The 13,391-nt window shown below is 65.6% G+C and carries 14 protein-coding genes and 1 pseudogene; 8 read left to right on the top strand and 7 right to left on the bottom strand.

Annotation, left to right across the window (positions count from 1 at the left end; genetic code table 11):
• Positions 1 to 29: 29 nt before the first annotated feature.
• Positions 30 to 1,115: a redox-regulated ATPase YchF gene (ychF, locus tag Bravens_RS01960; RefSeq protein WP_062019811.1), complete on the bottom strand. Its 1,086-nt coding sequence runs from the start codon at positions 1,113 to 1,115 to the stop codon at positions 30 to 32.
• 219 nt (positions 1,116 to 1,334) lie between these two features.
• Here ychF and Bravens_RS01955 point away from each other — a divergent pair, with 219 nt between their 5' ends.
• Positions 1,335 to 2,168 (top strand): hypothetical protein, encoded by an 834-nt coding sequence (locus Bravens_RS01955; RefSeq protein ID WP_062019809.1) that lies wholly within the window; start codon positions 1,335 to 1,337, stop codon positions 2,166 to 2,168.
• Positions 2,169 to 2,203: 35 nt separating this feature from the next.
• On the opposite strand, the gene Bravens_RS01950 is transcribed toward Bravens_RS01955, so the two are convergent.
• Positions 2,204 to 3,037 (bottom strand): LLM class flavin-dependent oxidoreductase, encoded by an 834-nt coding sequence (locus tag Bravens_RS01950; protein WP_062019807.1) that lies wholly within the window; start codon positions 3,035 to 3,037, stop codon positions 2,204 to 2,206.
• A 38-nt stretch (positions 3,038 to 3,075) separates the two neighbouring features.
• Complete coding sequence (locus Bravens_RS01945) at positions 3,076 to 3,465, bottom strand: heavy metal-responsive transcriptional regulator (protein WP_062019866.1); 390 nt, start codon at positions 3,463 to 3,465, stop codon at positions 3,076 to 3,078.
• Positions 3,466 to 3,570: 105 nt separating this feature from the next.
• On the opposite strand from Bravens_RS01945, the gene merA reads away from it, so the two are divergent.
• On the top strand, positions 3,571 to 4,992 hold the full coding sequence (merA, locus tag Bravens_RS01940) for a mercury(II) reductase (protein ID WP_062019805.1): 1,422 nt from the start codon (positions 3,571 to 3,573) through the stop codon (positions 4,990 to 4,992).
• Positions 4,993 to 5,362: 370 nt separating this feature from the next.
• Here merA and Bravens_RS01930 read toward each other — a convergent pair.
• A pseudogene (locus Bravens_RS01930) lies at positions 5,363 to 5,923 on the bottom strand (hypothetical protein); the annotation flags it as partial.
• A 109-nt stretch (positions 5,924 to 6,032) separates the two neighbouring features.
• Between Bravens_RS01930 and Bravens_RS10650 the strand changes: the two are divergent.
• The 4 genes from Bravens_RS10650 to Bravens_RS10335 all read left to right on the top strand — a co-directional run bounded on the left by Bravens_RS10650 (position 6,033) and on the right by Bravens_RS10335 (position 9,207).
• Entirely contained in the window at positions 6,033 to 6,920 is an 888-nt protein-coding gene (locus Bravens_RS10650; RefSeq protein WP_425304147.1) for a hypothetical protein, read from the top strand.
• A complete protein-coding gene (locus tag Bravens_RS10645; RefSeq protein ID WP_209435903.1) occupies positions 6,841 to 7,338 on the top strand; it encodes a hypothetical protein in 498 nt (165 codons plus the stop codon). Before Bravens_RS10650 ends, Bravens_RS10645 begins: the two co-directional genes overlap by 80 nt.
• Positions 7,339 to 7,708: 370 nt before the next feature.
• On the top strand, positions 7,709 to 7,924 hold the full coding sequence (locus tag Bravens_RS10885) for a hypothetical protein (protein ID WP_082790974.1): 216 nt from the start codon (positions 7,709 to 7,711) through the stop codon (positions 7,922 to 7,924).
• Complete coding sequence (locus Bravens_RS10335) at positions 7,921 to 9,207, top strand: relaxase/mobilization nuclease domain-containing protein (RefSeq protein ID WP_070576604.1); 1,287 nt, start codon at positions 7,921 to 7,923, stop codon at positions 9,205 to 9,207. The genes Bravens_RS10885 and Bravens_RS10335 overlap by 4 nt, the downstream gene beginning before the upstream one ends.
• Positions 9,208 to 9,406: 199 nt before the next feature.
• On the opposite strand, the gene Bravens_RS10635 is transcribed toward Bravens_RS10335, so the two are convergent.
• A complete protein-coding gene (locus Bravens_RS10635) occupies positions 9,407 to 9,691 on the bottom strand; it encodes a hypothetical protein (protein ID WP_070576606.1) in 285 nt (94 codons plus the stop codon).
• Positions 9,692 to 9,708: 17 nt separating this feature from the next.
• Positions 9,709 to 10,092, bottom strand: coding sequence for a MerR family transcriptional regulator (locus Bravens_RS01910; RefSeq protein WP_062019803.1), 384 nt, complete (start codon positions 10,090 to 10,092; stop codon positions 9,709 to 9,711).
• A gap of 196 nt (positions 10,093 to 10,288) precedes the next feature.
• On the opposite strand from Bravens_RS01910, the gene Bravens_RS01905 reads away from it, so the two are divergent.
• Positions 10,289 to 11,812 (top strand): SulP family inorganic anion transporter, encoded by a 1,524-nt coding sequence (locus tag Bravens_RS01905; protein ID WP_062019801.1) that lies wholly within the window; start codon positions 10,289 to 10,291, stop codon positions 11,810 to 11,812.
• Positions 11,813 to 11,906: 94 nt separating this feature from the next.
• Here the strand turns inward: Bravens_RS01905 and Bravens_RS01900 are convergent, their stop codons facing one another.
• Complete coding sequence (locus tag Bravens_RS01900; RefSeq protein WP_082790969.1) at positions 11,907 to 12,149, bottom strand: LLM class flavin-dependent oxidoreductase; 243 nt, start codon at positions 12,147 to 12,149, stop codon at positions 11,907 to 11,909.
• Positions 12,150 to 12,252: 103 nt separating this feature from the next.
• Between Bravens_RS01900 and Bravens_RS01895 the strand changes: the two genes are divergently transcribed.
• Positions 12,253 to 13,380, top strand: coding sequence for a DNA recombination protein RmuC (locus tag Bravens_RS01895; protein WP_062019797.1), 1,128 nt, complete (start codon positions 12,253 to 12,255; stop codon positions 13,378 to 13,380).
• Positions 13,381 to 13,391: the final 11 nt, after the last annotated feature.

Genomic DNA, 13,391 nt, shown 5'->3' with positions numbered 1-13,391 from the left:
GAACTAATGCCTACTTATGTTTTCCAGCACTACACGTTAAATCTGAACTCCACGACGTCACCGTCAGCCATAACGTAGTCCTTGCCTTCCATGCGGACCTTGCCGGCTGCCTTCGCCTCGTTCATCGAGCCGAGTTCATCGAGGTCTTCAAAAGACACGATCTCAGCCTTGATGAAGCCCTTCTGGAAGTCGGTGTGGATGACCCCTGCCGCCTCGGGAGCTGTCCAGCCCTTGCGGATGGTCCACGCACGAGCCTCCTTCGGCCCGGCAGTCAGGTACGTCTGCAGACCAAGAGTGTCAAAGCCGACTCGTGCCAGCTTGTCCAGACCGGGCTCGTCCTGACCGGTGGATTCAAGCATTTCGGCGGCTTCTTCAGGATCAAGCTCAATGAGTTCAGCTTCGAACTTCGCATCGAGGAAAATCGCCTCGGCCGGAGCCACGAGTTCGCGCAGCTGCTTCTGCATGTCCTCATCAGCCAGGCCCTCCTCATCAGTGTTGAACACGTAGATGAAGGGCTTTGCCGTCATGAGCTGCAGTTCGCTCAGCAGCGAAACATCAATCCCGGCCTTCTCTGCTCCCTGGAACAGGGTGGTGCCGTCTTCAAGAAGAGCCGCGGCTTTGTCCATCGCTTCAAGCACCGCACCGTCAATGAGCTTGCGCTTGACGTCCTTTTCAATGCGCGGACGAGCGTTCTCCAGCGTCTGCAGGTCAGCCAGAATCAGCTCGGTCGAAATCGTGTCGAGGTCACCCGCCGGGGTCTCTGAACCTTCAACCCGGGTGACATCCGGGTCCGAGAAAGCGCGGGTCACCTGGCAGATGGCATCGGCCTCGCGAATATTGGCCAGGAACTTGTTCCCCAGACCCTCGCCTTCCGAGGCGCCCTTGACGATGCCTGCAATGTCCACGAAGCTCACGGTCGCCGGCAGGATCTTCTCAGAGCCGAAGATCTCAGACAGCCGGTCCAGCCGCGGGTCAGGCAGCGGCACTACGCCCACGTTCGGGTCGATCGTTGCGAACGGGTAGTTCGCCGCGAGAACTTCAGCACGGGTCAAAGCGTTAAACAGGGTCGACTTGCCCACATTGGGCAGTCCCACAATTCCAATTGTCAAAGCCACGCGGACATTTTAGCCCGCGCCCGGCTGACGGTCGCCTCCGGGCGTGCCTCGTCAGGAGGCCTGGCCCTCCCACCACCGTCCGCCCGCGCTTTCAGCTTTCTGTGCGGACTTGTTCAGCCGATGTCCTTCTGCACGCCGCTTTGAATCCATAAGCTGAGCAGATCAGCTCGCTGTGACGAGCTGCGATCAGAACCGCCGACACCGCACGGAAGGAACCCCGTGGCACCTGCCGAGCACACCGACCCCACTGATCCTCAGCAGCCGAACCGCAAGCCCACCCCCGAAGAATGGGCTCAGGCTTTCCGCACCTCCCAGGGCCGGCCGCCGACGGTCGAGGAGTACCGCGCGGCTCTTGACCGCGGCGAGATCCACAACGATCAGCACCAGTCCTTCGAGCAGTTCGGCGAGCAGCTCAGCTCCGGCTTCCGCAACTTCAGCGCCAGCGCGAAAGACGCCTACACCACCCACGTCGCACCAACGGTTGAACGCTCCAGCGCAGAAGCACAGGACTTCCTCAACAAGCACGGCACCCAGGGCAGCGGCAAGATCGGCACCTTTGCACGCTGGGCATCCTTTGGTCTGCCAGCCGCAGCGCTCCTGGCAATCATCAGCCTTTTTCTGCCGTTCGCCATGGTCGACATACTGGGCGACCACGGCACCCTGAACTTCTTTTCGTTCTCGGTCATGGTGAGCGGTCGAGCCTTCGCCGGCATCCTCGTCATGCTGCTGTGCCTGGGCGCAATCGGCACTGCAATCGCTGCGATCATCACGAAGAAGCCCATCCTCAAACTGATTGCCGGCGGTGCGGGTGCGCTGGCGGGCCTGCTGGGCATCTTCACTGTCCTGGCCCGCTTGCCCTATGTCTTCTCCGGGATGTTCCCGCACGTGGGTCTTGGCCTCTTGGTCCTGATGTCCTTGGTCTTGATCGCCGGAGGCGGTCTGCTTGCGGTTGAGTTCTTCACCCAGCGAGGCACCAAGCCGCCTGCTGCTGGGCAGCGGCCTTCGGGCCCCGCTGACGAGGTGCCGCCACAGTCACCCCACTCCCCCGCCTGAGCGCGGTCTCCCTTGGCCCGACGGGCTTGCCCAGATCAGCTGCCGGGATAACCCTCCGTAGGGCCCTGCCAAGCTGGCTGCCAGCCGAGTTCAGGCGCAACGTGTGTGGCGAAAGCTTCCAAAATGTGTAGGTTGTAATCAACACCGAGCTGGCTGGGAATGGTGAGCATGACGCTGTCAGCGTCCATGAGCGCGGTGTCCTGCTTGAGCTGTTCGACCAGCTGGTCTGGCTCCGCCGCGTAGGTCTTGCCGAACGTAGAGCGGAAACCGTCAATGACGCCGATCTGGTCGTTCGCACCCTGGCCGCGAGCACCGAAATACATGGCATCGAGTTCGTTGACGATCGGGAAAATGCTGCGTGAAACGGACACGCGCGGCGTCCAATCATGGCCGGCCTCTTTCCATGCATCGCGAAACAGTGCGATCTGCTCCGACTGCAGCTGTGCGAAAGAATCACCCGTGGCCTCGGTCAGGAGGGTCGAGGACATGAGGTTGACGCCCTGCTGCGCGGCCCACACTGCTGTTTCGCGGCTGCCGGCACCCCACCAGATGCGGCGGTCAAGCCCTGGTGAGTGCGGTTCAATGCGCAGACGCCCGTGTTCATCAGCCGGTGAGGGCGGGAAGCCGGATTGCTGCCTGGCAGGTTCGACCATGCCTTCACCGCGGATCGCCGCCATGAAATGTGGGAACTTTTCGCGCGCGATATCGGCTCCGCGCGGGTCGGTGGAGCCCGTGTAGCCAAAGGCCTCCCAGCCGCGCTCAGCCGGTTCTGGTGAGCCGCGCGAGATTCCCAGTGCCACCCGCCCATCGGACAAGAGGTCGAGCGCGGCGGCTTCCTCCGCCAGGTACAGCGGGTTTTCGTAGCGCATATCGGGGTTGTAGCGTTGGAGTCATTGGCTACCGTCGTCTACAAGTACCTACACACTTGATCGGTGCTGCACGTTTCAGGGTCCGGGTGCGCGGCGTCCTGTCTGAGGTCCGCGATAGTGTCGCGCAGCACGGAGAGCTGCGCGATCTGCTGCTCGATCTCAGCGAGGCGCGCGTCGAGGAGGTCGCGCACGTGCTCGCAGGGCGCATGGCCGCCGTCGCGGATGTCGAGGATCTGGCGGATCTGGGCGAGGGTGAGGCCCGCGGCCTGGCCGCGGTGGACGAAGTCGATCCGGGCGACCGTCTCGGGTGCGTAGTCGCGATAGCCGGACTGCGTGCGCTCGGCCGGCGGAAGCAGCCCCTGCCCCTCGTAGAAGCGGAGCGTCTTCGCCGTGGTGCCCGCGCGTTCGGCGAGTTCTCCGATGCGCATCGCGGCCTCCGATCGTTCGGCAGGAGCAGGCTTGACCTTCCCCTGCACTGGAAGGTCCAGTATGGCTGAGACAGAGCAGAAAGCCAAGGACTGACAGGAGCAGCGATGCCTACCAAGTACGACCTCGCCATCATCGGATCCGGAGGCGGAGCATTCGCCGCCGCCATCCGTGCGACCACGCTCGGCAAGTCGGTGGTGATGATCGAGCGCGGGACGCTCGGCGGCACCTGCGTGAACACCGGCTGCGTGCCGTCGAAGGCCCTCATCGCCGCTGCCGACACCCGTCACGTCGCCGCCGACGCTTCAGGCCGGTTCCCGGGGATCGCGGCGACGGCTGAGACAGTGGACATGCCTGCGCTGATCGCCGGGAAGCAGGCGCTGGTCGAGTCGCTGCGCGGCGAGAAGTACGCCGACGTCGCCGACTCCTACGGCTGGCAGGTCCGCCGCGGCGATGCATCGTTCGCCGGCGGCCCAGACGCCCCGGTACTGGAGATCATCGCCGGCGACGGGACGGTCGAGACCATCGAGGCCGACCACTTCCTGGTCGCGACTGGTTCTCGCCCGTGGGCTCCGCCGATCGACGGCCTGGAGGAGACCGGGTACCTGACCTCGACCACGGCAATGGAACTCGCTGAGGTTCCTGAGTCGTTGCTGGTGCTCGGCGGCGGCTACGTCGCCCTGGAGCAGGCGCAGCTGTTCGCTCGCCTCGGCTCGCAGGTCACGCTGCTGGTGCGGTCCCGGCTCGCCTCGAAGGAGGAGCCGGAGGTGTCCAAGGCGCTTCAGGAGGCGTTCGCCGACGAAGGCATCCGCGTCGTCCGCCGCGTGGTGCCCACCCGGGTCTCCCGCGGCACGGGAGGCGAGGCCGTCGTGACCGCCGACGTGTCCGGCGACTCGCAGGAGTTCCGCGCCGAGCAGGTGCTCGTCGCCCTCGGACGCCGTCCCGTCACCGATGGCCTGAACCTCGATGCGGTCGGGGTGAAGACCGGGGACTCCGGCGAGGTGGTCGTCTCCGACCGGCTGCGGTCCTCGAACCCGCGGATCTGGGCCGCAGGCGACGTGACCGGGCACCCCCAGTTCGTCTACGTCGCCGCCCACCACGGCACCCTCGTCGCCGAGAACGCGTTCGCCGACGCCGATCGTGCCGTCGACTATTCCCGCCTGCCGCGGGTGACGTTCACCGGGCCCGCGATCGGAGCGGTCGGGATGACCGAGAAGGAAGTGCTTGCTGCGGGGATCCGCTGCGATTGCCGCGTCTTGCCGCTGCACCACGTGCCCCGCGCGCTGGTCAACCGCGACACCCGCGGGTTCATCAAGATCGTCGTGAACGCCGACACGAACGAGATCCTCGGCCTGACCGCCGTCGCCAAGGACGCCGGAGAGCTCGCCGCCGCCGGTGTCCACGTGCTCGGCAAGACCGTCGCCGAGATCGCCGACGCCTGGGCTCCCTACCTGACCATGGCCGAGGGCATCCGGATCGCCGCGAAGGCCTTCACCACCGACCCGTCGCTGCTGTCGTGCTGCGCATGACCGGCAGCGCAGGCAATCGGGGAGATCTCATCCTGAAGAGGTGCAGACGACGAGCGCCGATCAGGACCGCGACGAACGGCGCGCCGGTCCCGTCGTCGCTGCAGGGACCGGACTGCTCTTGCTGGCATGCTGCGCGCTTCCGTTGCTGCTCTGTTGCGGCCTGCCGCTCATCGCGGCGGGCGGAGCACTCGCGGGCGTCGGTGGGCTCCTCGGTAACCCCTGGATCATCGGTGCCGGGATCGCCGTCGTGATGGCCGTCACGGCGGGGATGCTCGTCAGGTTAGGGCGGCGGCACCGAGGCCGCAGGACCGGCTGCTGCGAAAATCCTTCGACCGCTGATCGGAACCGGTAGCTCGAGCGGATCCAGCCATCATCGCCACCTCGGCCACTTCGGCACCCCGCGACCCTTCCACGTCTCCGCGAGGCCGGCGGCCGAGCGGACGGACGCGAAGAGCCCGTAGCCGGCCCCGGCGAGACCCACGGAGACCACGAGCCAGCGCCCGATGCCGAGCCAGATGCGCCCGTCCACGGCGAGCGCCCACTGAGCGCCCGTGATGAGACCGGCGATGCCCATCCAGAGCCCGGCGACGACCACGACCACCGGCAGCAGGGCGAGGCACATCGCAGCGGCGGCCGACCAGAGCTGACGCGCTTCGAGCTTCGCCGTCGCCGCCATCATCCGCTCGGCGCGCTCGTTCGAGGCGTCGAGGTTCGCGGTCATCGTGGCCGAGGCCTCCCCGGCGACCTGCTCGACGGCCTTCTCGACCCGCTCCTCAGTACGCTTCTCGATCCGCTGCACCGCGCCGCCGACCTGGCTCACAAGCTTCTGGTTCGTTGTGGCCTGCACCTTCAGACCCTCAATCGCCGAGGCCGTAGCCGCGCGATTCTTCTGCGCCTCCGCGACCAAGGTTCGCGACGCGGCAGAGAAGGCGTTCTTCGATCTCGCTGAGTACCTGCCGCATGAGTCGCGGGGGAAGAACGCCATCCCGGGCATCCACCAGTCGGATCGGCATTACCTCGTGGACAAGACGCAGGAGGGCATGCCTGGCAAATATCAGTACGGCCGTGGGCGGATCGTCGCGAACTTCGATTTCGGGCGGGAACTGGACGCGCACATGGCGATGCGCCGCAACGCCGCGGAGGGTGGCGGGGGTGCGAAGCTCAGCAAGCTCTTCCAGGCCGTGGGCAAGGGCTCGCTGACGTTGAAGCAGGTTCGCGATCAGGAGCCCGCGATCTACTTCGCGAAGGGAAACCTGGCGCATTTCCAGAAGTTGCGGGGCGACTTCCTCGCGTATCAGGACGCGCCTGAGTCGGTCATGAACTTCTACGTGTTCGGCGAAGGCGGCACGGGCAAGGATCTGCTTGCGAAGGCGCTCGCTCGCGCTCTGGCCCCGGACGCGGATAAGCCGTACTTCAAGGTGGGCGGCGAGAACGTCTCTTGGGAGGGGTACGACGGCGAGCCGGTCGTGATCTGGGAGGACATGCGGGTTGGCGACATGATCCGCACGGCAAAGAGCCGCGGAATGCTCTTCCGCATCCTCGGCCCGTGGCGTGAGCCGGACGAGAAGCCGATCGTGAACATCAAGGGGTCGAAGACCCAGCTGCTCAACCGGGTGAACATCGTGACGGGGTCCGGAGGGCTACGAGGAGTTCCTCCGGGGCCTGGCTGGCGAGTACGAGTCGATGCAGGGAGGCGTGCGGGTCAAGCACCAGGCGGAGAACCTCGGGCAGGGGTTCCGTCGCTTCCCGGTGATCATTCCGGTCGCCGAGCGGGAGTTCTCGATCTTTGTGAATTCCGGCGTGCTCAACGGCACCCGCGAGTACCGGAGCTACGAACGGTACGAGCACATGCGCCAGGACCTCGAACTGCTGGCGCGCAGGTGCAAGGCGATCAGGGACACCGCGGAGCGGGAGCGCGTGCGCTGTGAGATCGAGGCGCGCACGGTCGCGCCGATCGTCAAGCAGCACGATCGGATCGCCCGCCCCGAGCTGGACGCGATCGACGGGCACGATCTGTTCGCGGAGTTCGCCGGGGTCGGCCAGCCGATCCAGCCGAGCGCTGAGGAAATCGCCGTGGCGGAGGAGGCGGCGAAGCGTGACCGCGAGATCGTCGAGGAACAGCAGCGCAAGCGTCTCGCCGAGCTGGAGGAGCACAACCGTGAGTTGAAGCTGTGCACCTGTTCGACGCCGCAGTCGGGCACCTATGCGCGTCATGGCGACGACTGTCCCGCGCTCTCCGAGGAGGAGCGCAAGCGTCGTGCCGACGCCAAGCGGAAGGCCCTCGAAGCGAAGGTCGAGCGCCTCCGCGCGAACGGTGGGCTGCTGGTCGCGGGAGGTGTGCGATGAGCACCAAACGCGATGCGCTCTTCCAGGGGGTCGAGGGGGCCGGAGGCCCCTCGCAAGCAGCCGGGGAGGACATGAGCGTCAGCGAAATGTCCGACGCGGCTACTGCTTGCCACTCTGGCGTACAGGTGGAGCAGCAGGCCGACTCCCAGGTGAACATCGGTCGGTTTGCTGTGGAAGCTGTGCGGCAGAGTCACGGTGGCGCGAAGCGTCGTCGTGGGGCCGCGCGAAGCTCGATACCGACTTCGGCGAGGAGACGCTCGCGGCGTTGCGCACTCGTGCGAAGCGGCTCGGGCTGGCTCCGAGCGCGTGGGTGCGGGCCGTGGTGCGCGACGCGCTCCACGCCTCTCGGAGCGAGGAGCTGGACGCTGCCGTGGCCGCGCACCTGCTCTGGGGCGAGGCGCGCGTGCAGGCGTCGGCGGACGCTCGCGAGCTTGCCGCGCAGGTGCGCCCGCTGGCGATCAACGTGAACGATCTGGACCGCCGCGCGCGGGCCGGTGAGTCGGTGGCGCTGTCGGCGGAGGTGCCCGAGCTGATCGAGCTGCTGCGCGAGGTTCGCGCCCTGCTCGGGGATCGGACGGCCTCATGAGCACGACGCACTACAGCCCGAGCGCCAGTGCCGCCGACACGGAGCGCTATATCCGTGGCAAGGAGGACGCGCGGGGCGTAGCGATCACGTGCGATGTGCCGGGAGGCCTCGGCGCGTTCTCGGCGCGCGCTCGGGCGCTGACGCAGAACACGACGCGCGAGGTCGAGGCGCTGCATTACCGCCAGTCGTTCAGCGACGAAGAGTTCGATCCGAAGAATCCGGAGGACGTGCAGAGGGTGAACGATCTGGGCTACCAGCTCGCGAAGAAGATGCACCCGGATTCGGACTGCCTCGTCGTCAGTCATGTGGATGGGCGGGGAAAGAAGCCGCACAACCATATTTTGGTTCTCAATCACAACAACCGCACGGGAAAGGCGCTCTCGGACTATCGCACGTTCCACGACCGCAAGGCCGGGAACCAGAAGGGCGTGCAGTCGGCAAACGACGAGCTGATGCGCGATCACGGGCTCTCGGTCGTGAAGCGGCTGGAGCACGCGCCGAAGGACTGGGAGCTGCGCCGAGAGGACTTCGCCGAGGGATCGCTCGACCGCGAGATGGGTGACCGGATGAGCGCGGCGCTGGCCGACCCCCGCGCGGTGGACAAGGCCGGTCTCGAAGCGGTGATCGAGGAGCAGAACCAGCAGCTCGGCGATGACGGGGAGCGGGTGCCGCGGATGCGGCTGCACAGCCCCGTCAGCAAGAAGGGCAGGCGCGCCGGGCAGGAGACCTGGACGCTCTACATCGAGGACCGCCGCGGCGAGTCCGGGCGCGCCGAGCGCCGCAAGCGCGCGAGTGCACTCTCGGCGGACTTCACCCCGGAGGGCGCGCAGGCGTTCTTCGACTACCACCAGCAGCAGAAGGAGCAGGACTATGAGCGCAGCACTCGACAGGCTGAAGCAGCAGAACGGGCCCGTACAGTCGCAGCAGCAGCTCGGCAGTCCGGAGATGATGGAGTTGTTGACCTCGATCCTCGCCGCCGTCGAGGCGCAGAATGCGAGGATCGCCACGCTGACCGAGCAGCAGAAGAAGCTCGCGGGGTTCGTGAAGGTCATGGACGAGGAGACGACGAGGCGGCTGGAGCGGATCACGGCCCCGGCGTCGACCTCCTCGCCCTCCAGCGACGTGTCCGCGAGGATCGCGAGCATCGAGAGCAGGCAGAACGAGATCGCGAGCACGCTCGGCGAGTTCGCGCAGAGTCTCAACGGCGAGAGCTTGAACGCCGCGTCGCGGAGCTTGGTCGCGGAGGCGCAGAAGAATCGCGCGGCTACGGCCTCGGCGATTGAGGGGCTGAAGACGCAGGCCGCAGCGAACCATAAGCTCGTGAGCCAGGTCGGCGGCGCGGTCCAGCGGATCGAGAAGCGGACCGAGGAGCGGGTCGAGAAGGCCGTCGAGCAGGTCGCCGGGGAGGCCTCCGCCACGATGACCGCGAACCTCGACGCGTCGAACGAGCGTGCCGAGCGGATCCTGGCGGCGACGGCGAAGCTAGAGGCTCGTCAGCTCTGGTCGGCTGCCGCCGCGATGTGCCTCGCTTTCCTGCCAGTGGTCGTGGTCGTCGCTGGGCTCTGGATGGCGATCGCCGGGCTCATCACAGGCGCTCAGTGGGCGCTCGACGTGGACGGGAGCCTGTGGCTCGGCATCGGGCGCTGGCTCGTGGTCACCGTGGGCTTCGCCGGGGCCGGCTACGGGCTCTTCGCATCCGTCCGCTGGGTTGCCGGCCTGGAAGGGCCGCGGGTTGCCGAAGTGGCCTCGCTGGCACAGATAGCGCATCGTGTGTCTGTTTCGACTCAGTCCGAGGAGTGCGCGGCGAGCAGGCCGATGAACTCGTCAGCGGCGTCAAGCTGCTTGGCAAGCTTCGCGCGGCGTTCATCCGCGTCGGTGCGGAAATCGTTCAGCGCCCGCCGGGCGCTCTCGGCGGCAGCACCGACGCCATCCGCGCCGTCGAGCGCCCGGAGCAGGTCGCCCATCTGATCGAGCGAGTATCCCAGTGGCTTCATGCGCCGGATCAGCAGGAGTCTGCCGAGATCGCCCTCAGTGTAGAGCCGGAACCCGCCCTCGGAGCGTCCGGAGGGCGTCAAGAGTCCGATCTCGTCGTAGTGGCGGATCGTGCGCTGCGACAGAGCTGTCCGCTCAGCCAGCTCTCCGATGTGCATCATTCCCGCTTCGGGCACGGAGGCCTCCTCATCTCATCGTCTCAGTTCGACACAACTCTCACGTTACGTTAGTGTTGACTCTCGTGTCCACATGAGCTGGACATGCCTCCGCCGTGGCGATCTATCACCAGGCGAAGCCGCGCGTTGTCGCGCACCACCAGACATTCTCCGCTCTCGGCCTGAGAGCGCCGCCCTGAACAGATGGAGGTACCGCATGGCCGTGCCCACTGCGACCAAAGAAGACAAGGGTCGGTACCGGCCCGAACCGTCGGTGCTCACCGCACTGAAGACCCCGCGCATCCTCACCCGCGAAGTTCTCGCAGGCCTGGTCGTGGCGCTGGCGCTCATTCCTGAGGCGATCTCGTTCTCGATCATCGCGGGCGTCGATCCACGTGTGGGCTTGTTCTCCTCATTCGTGATGGCAGTGTCCATCGCGTTCCTCGGTGGCAGACCCGCCATGATCACCGCGGCGACGGGCGCTATCGCTCTCGTTATCGCCCCCGTCGCCCGCGACTACGGCTTGGACTACTTCATCGCGACGGTGCTTCTGGCTGGGGTCTTCCAGATCCTCCTCGCCGTCTTCGGAGTCGCCAGGCTCATGCGATTCATCCCGCGCAGCGTCATGGTCGGCTTTGTCAACGCGCTGGCGATCCTCATCTTCATGGCACAGGTGCCCGAACTCATCGGCGTGCCCTGGATGGTCTACCCCCTCGTCGCGGTCGGGCTGCTGATCATGGTCTTCATGCCGAAGATCACCAAGGTCATACCGGCCCCACTGGTCTCGATCGCTCTGGTGACCGCCGCCGTGGTCGTCTTCGCGATCAACGTACCCGCAGTCGGCGACAAGGGTGAGCTGCCGCGCAGCCTTCCCGAGCTGTTCATACCGAATGTGCCGCTGACATGGGAGACTTTCACGATCATCGCGCCGTTTGCCCTCGCGATGGCGCTGGTAGGCCTGATGGAATCGATCATGACGGCGAAGCTCGTGGACGATGTGACCGACACCCACTCAAACAAGACCCGGGAGAGCTGGGGGCAGGGCGTCGCGAACCTGCTCTCCGGCCTGTTCGGCGGCATGGGCGGCTGCGCGATGATCGGGCAGACCATGATCAACGTGAAGGTGTCCGGGGCCCGCACCCGCATCTCGACGTTCCTCGCAGGTGTGTTCCTCTTGGTCCTCATCGTCGTCCTCGGCGACATCGTTGCGATCATCCCCATGGCGGCGCTGGTCGCGGTGATGATCATGGTCTCCGTAGGTACCTTCGACTGGCACTCCATCAAGCCCTCCACCCTGCGCCGGATGCCTAAGAGCGAGACGACCGTCATGGTCATCACCGTCGCCGTCGTCGTCGCCACCCACAACCTCGCCGTCGGTGTCGTCGTCGGCGTGTTCGTCGCCTCTGTGATGTTCGTGCGCCGCGTCGCCCACCTCATCGACGTAAAGCGTGAGATCACTGAACATGATGGCGCTCGGATCGCGCATTACACAGTCGAGGGTCAGCTCCTGTTCGCCTCCAGCAACGACCTCACCACCATGTTCGAGTACGCCGACGACCCTGACCGAGTCATCATCGACCTCACGAGATCCCACATCTGGGATGCCTCCACCGTCGCGGCGCTCGACGCAATCGAGACCAAATACGAACAGCACGGCAAGGCGGTCGAGTTCGTCGGGATGAACGAGTTCACGACTGCGTTCCACGCCCGACTCACGGGAGGACTCGGCAACGGTCACTGACAGGGGCTCGGGTGGGCCAGTCGGTCACGTTGGGGGCAACCGCGGCGCAGCCGCGGGCGGCAGCCGCTATCCAACGTCACAACCATGAGATGCGCTAACGCAGGTCGATGACACCGGTGCCGACTTCGATGTTGCGCGTCTTGGCCGCAATCGTCGCCAGCAGCGGCATGGGCGAACCCGACTGCGGCGCAAAGTGGTGAACACGGAAATAGGCGCCGTTGACACCAAGTTCGTCGGCACCCTGCGCGATATCAACCGCGTCAGTGAGCATCTGTTTGGCATCAAGGTCACTGCCCGGCACGTAATGCCCGAAGCTGAGGAATCCAAAAGACTTCATGCCAGCCAAACAAAGTTGAACCTTTGACTATTCCCCTTGGATTGAATCTGATCCGAAAACAGCTGCCCCTGGTTATGTCAGTGCCTCGGTGCACACTGGGGGCATGACTACAGCAGCCCTCGTCACCGCCGCCGTTGCAGCGATCGTCTTCCTCGCGCTCGGTGCTGTTATCGGCTTCCTGTTCGGTTCAGCGCGCACCCGCTCGGAAATGTCCACCAGGCTTGCTCAAGCGGAAACAGCCCAGCAGCTTCTGACTGACCGTTCCGAAGCACTGGAGGCTGATGCGCGCCTAGCCGGCGAACTCACCGGCGCTGTCGGCCCTCTTGCAGCCGGAGTGCGCCGGCTGCAGGAAGACCTCACCGAAACAGAGCGCCAGCGCATTGAGCAGATGACCAGGCTGAGCGAACAGCTCACTCACTTAAGCCAGCAGAACCGGGACCTTCGCGAATCGACCGGACGGCTTGGACAGGCGCTCAACGCGACCTCGTCCCGCGGTGCGTGGGGTGAGGTTCAACTGCGCAGGATCGTCGAATACGCGGGAATGCTTCCACACGTCGACTTCGACACTCAGGTCCGCGTGACCACAGCACACTCCGCCCTCCGCCCCGACATGGTCATCAACCTGCCCCACGGCGGAACCATCGTCGTCGATGCAAAAGCACCGCTGTCAGCACGCCTGCGGGCAGAAGAGAACGGCAAGCCCGCCGCGGACGAACACGCGCGTGCCTTCCTGCGGCACGTCGACTCGCTGGCATCAAAGGAGTACTGGAAGCAGTTCGCCGCTTCCCCTGACTTCGTCGTCTGCTTTGTGCCCAGCGATTCTCTCCTGTCAGAGGCCGCGGCTGCTTACCCACAGCTCATCGAACAGGCGATGTCGCGCAATGTCGTCATTGCCTCCCCTTCGACCCTCCTCGTGCTGCTGAAGACCGCAGCCATGGGCTGGCGGCACGAAGCCATCAGCAGCTCCGCAGAAGAAGTCCTGCAGTTGGGCCGGGAACTCTACGACCGCGTGGGAACGCTTGCCGGTCACGCAGCCCGAGTCGGTACGGCACTGCAGCGAGCGGTCGGCGACTACAACACGTTCATTGGGTCCTTTGAAAGCAGGTTCCTGGTAACTGCACGGAAGTTCACCCACACAGGCCTGAGCACCGAACAGATCGATGCCCTGCCCGGTCTCGACGCCGCTGTGCGCAAACCCAGCGCAGACGAACTCAGCCGGCCAGATCACTGATCTGGCCGGCT

Origin of the sequence: Brevibacterium ravenspurgense (assembly GCF_001584615.1) — a bacterium.
In the GTDB taxonomy this organism is placed as follows: Bacteria; Actinomycetota; Actinomycetes; order Actinomycetales; family Brevibacteriaceae; genus Brevibacterium; species Brevibacterium ravenspurgense.
This window is presented reverse-complemented; position numbering and strand designations above follow the sequence as displayed.

Coding starts and splice junctions, on each gene's coding strand:
- Bravens_RS01950 (WP_062019807.1), bottom strand. CDS start 3,037: ATGCGCTACGAAAACCCGCTGTACCTGGCGGAGGAAGCCGCCGCGCTC.
- Bravens_RS01945 (WP_062019866.1), bottom strand. CDS start 3,465: ATGCGCATCGGAGAACTCGCCGAACGCGCGGGCACCACGGCGAAGACG.
- merA (WP_062019805.1), top strand. CDS start 3,571: ATGCCTACCAAGTACGACCTCGCCATCATCGGATCCGGAGGCGGAGCA.
- Bravens_RS10650 (WP_425304147.1), top strand. CDS start 6,033: ATGCCTGGCAAATATCAGTACGGCCGTGGGCGGATCGTCGCGAACTTC.
- Bravens_RS10645 (WP_209435903.1), top strand. CDS start 6,841: ATGCGCCAGGACCTCGAACTGCTGGCGCGCAGGTGCAAGGCGATCAGG.
- Bravens_RS10335 (WP_070576604.1), top strand. CDS start 7,921: ATGAGCACGACGCACTACAGCCCGAGCGCCAGTGCCGCCGACACGGAG.
- Bravens_RS10635 (WP_070576606.1), bottom strand. CDS start 9,691: ATGCGCTATCTGTGCCAGCGAGGCCACTTCGGCAACCCGCGGCCCTTC.
- Bravens_RS01905 (WP_062019801.1), top strand. CDS start 10,289: ATGGCCGTGCCCACTGCGACCAAAGAAGACAAGGGTCGGTACCGGCCC.
- Bravens_RS01900 (WP_082790969.1), bottom strand. CDS start 12,149: ATGAAGTCTTTTGGATTCCTCAGCTTCGGGCATTACGTGCCGGGCAGT.
- Bravens_RS01895 (WP_062019797.1), top strand. CDS start 12,253: ATGACTACAGCAGCCCTCGTCACCGCCGCCGTTGCAGCGATCGTCTTC.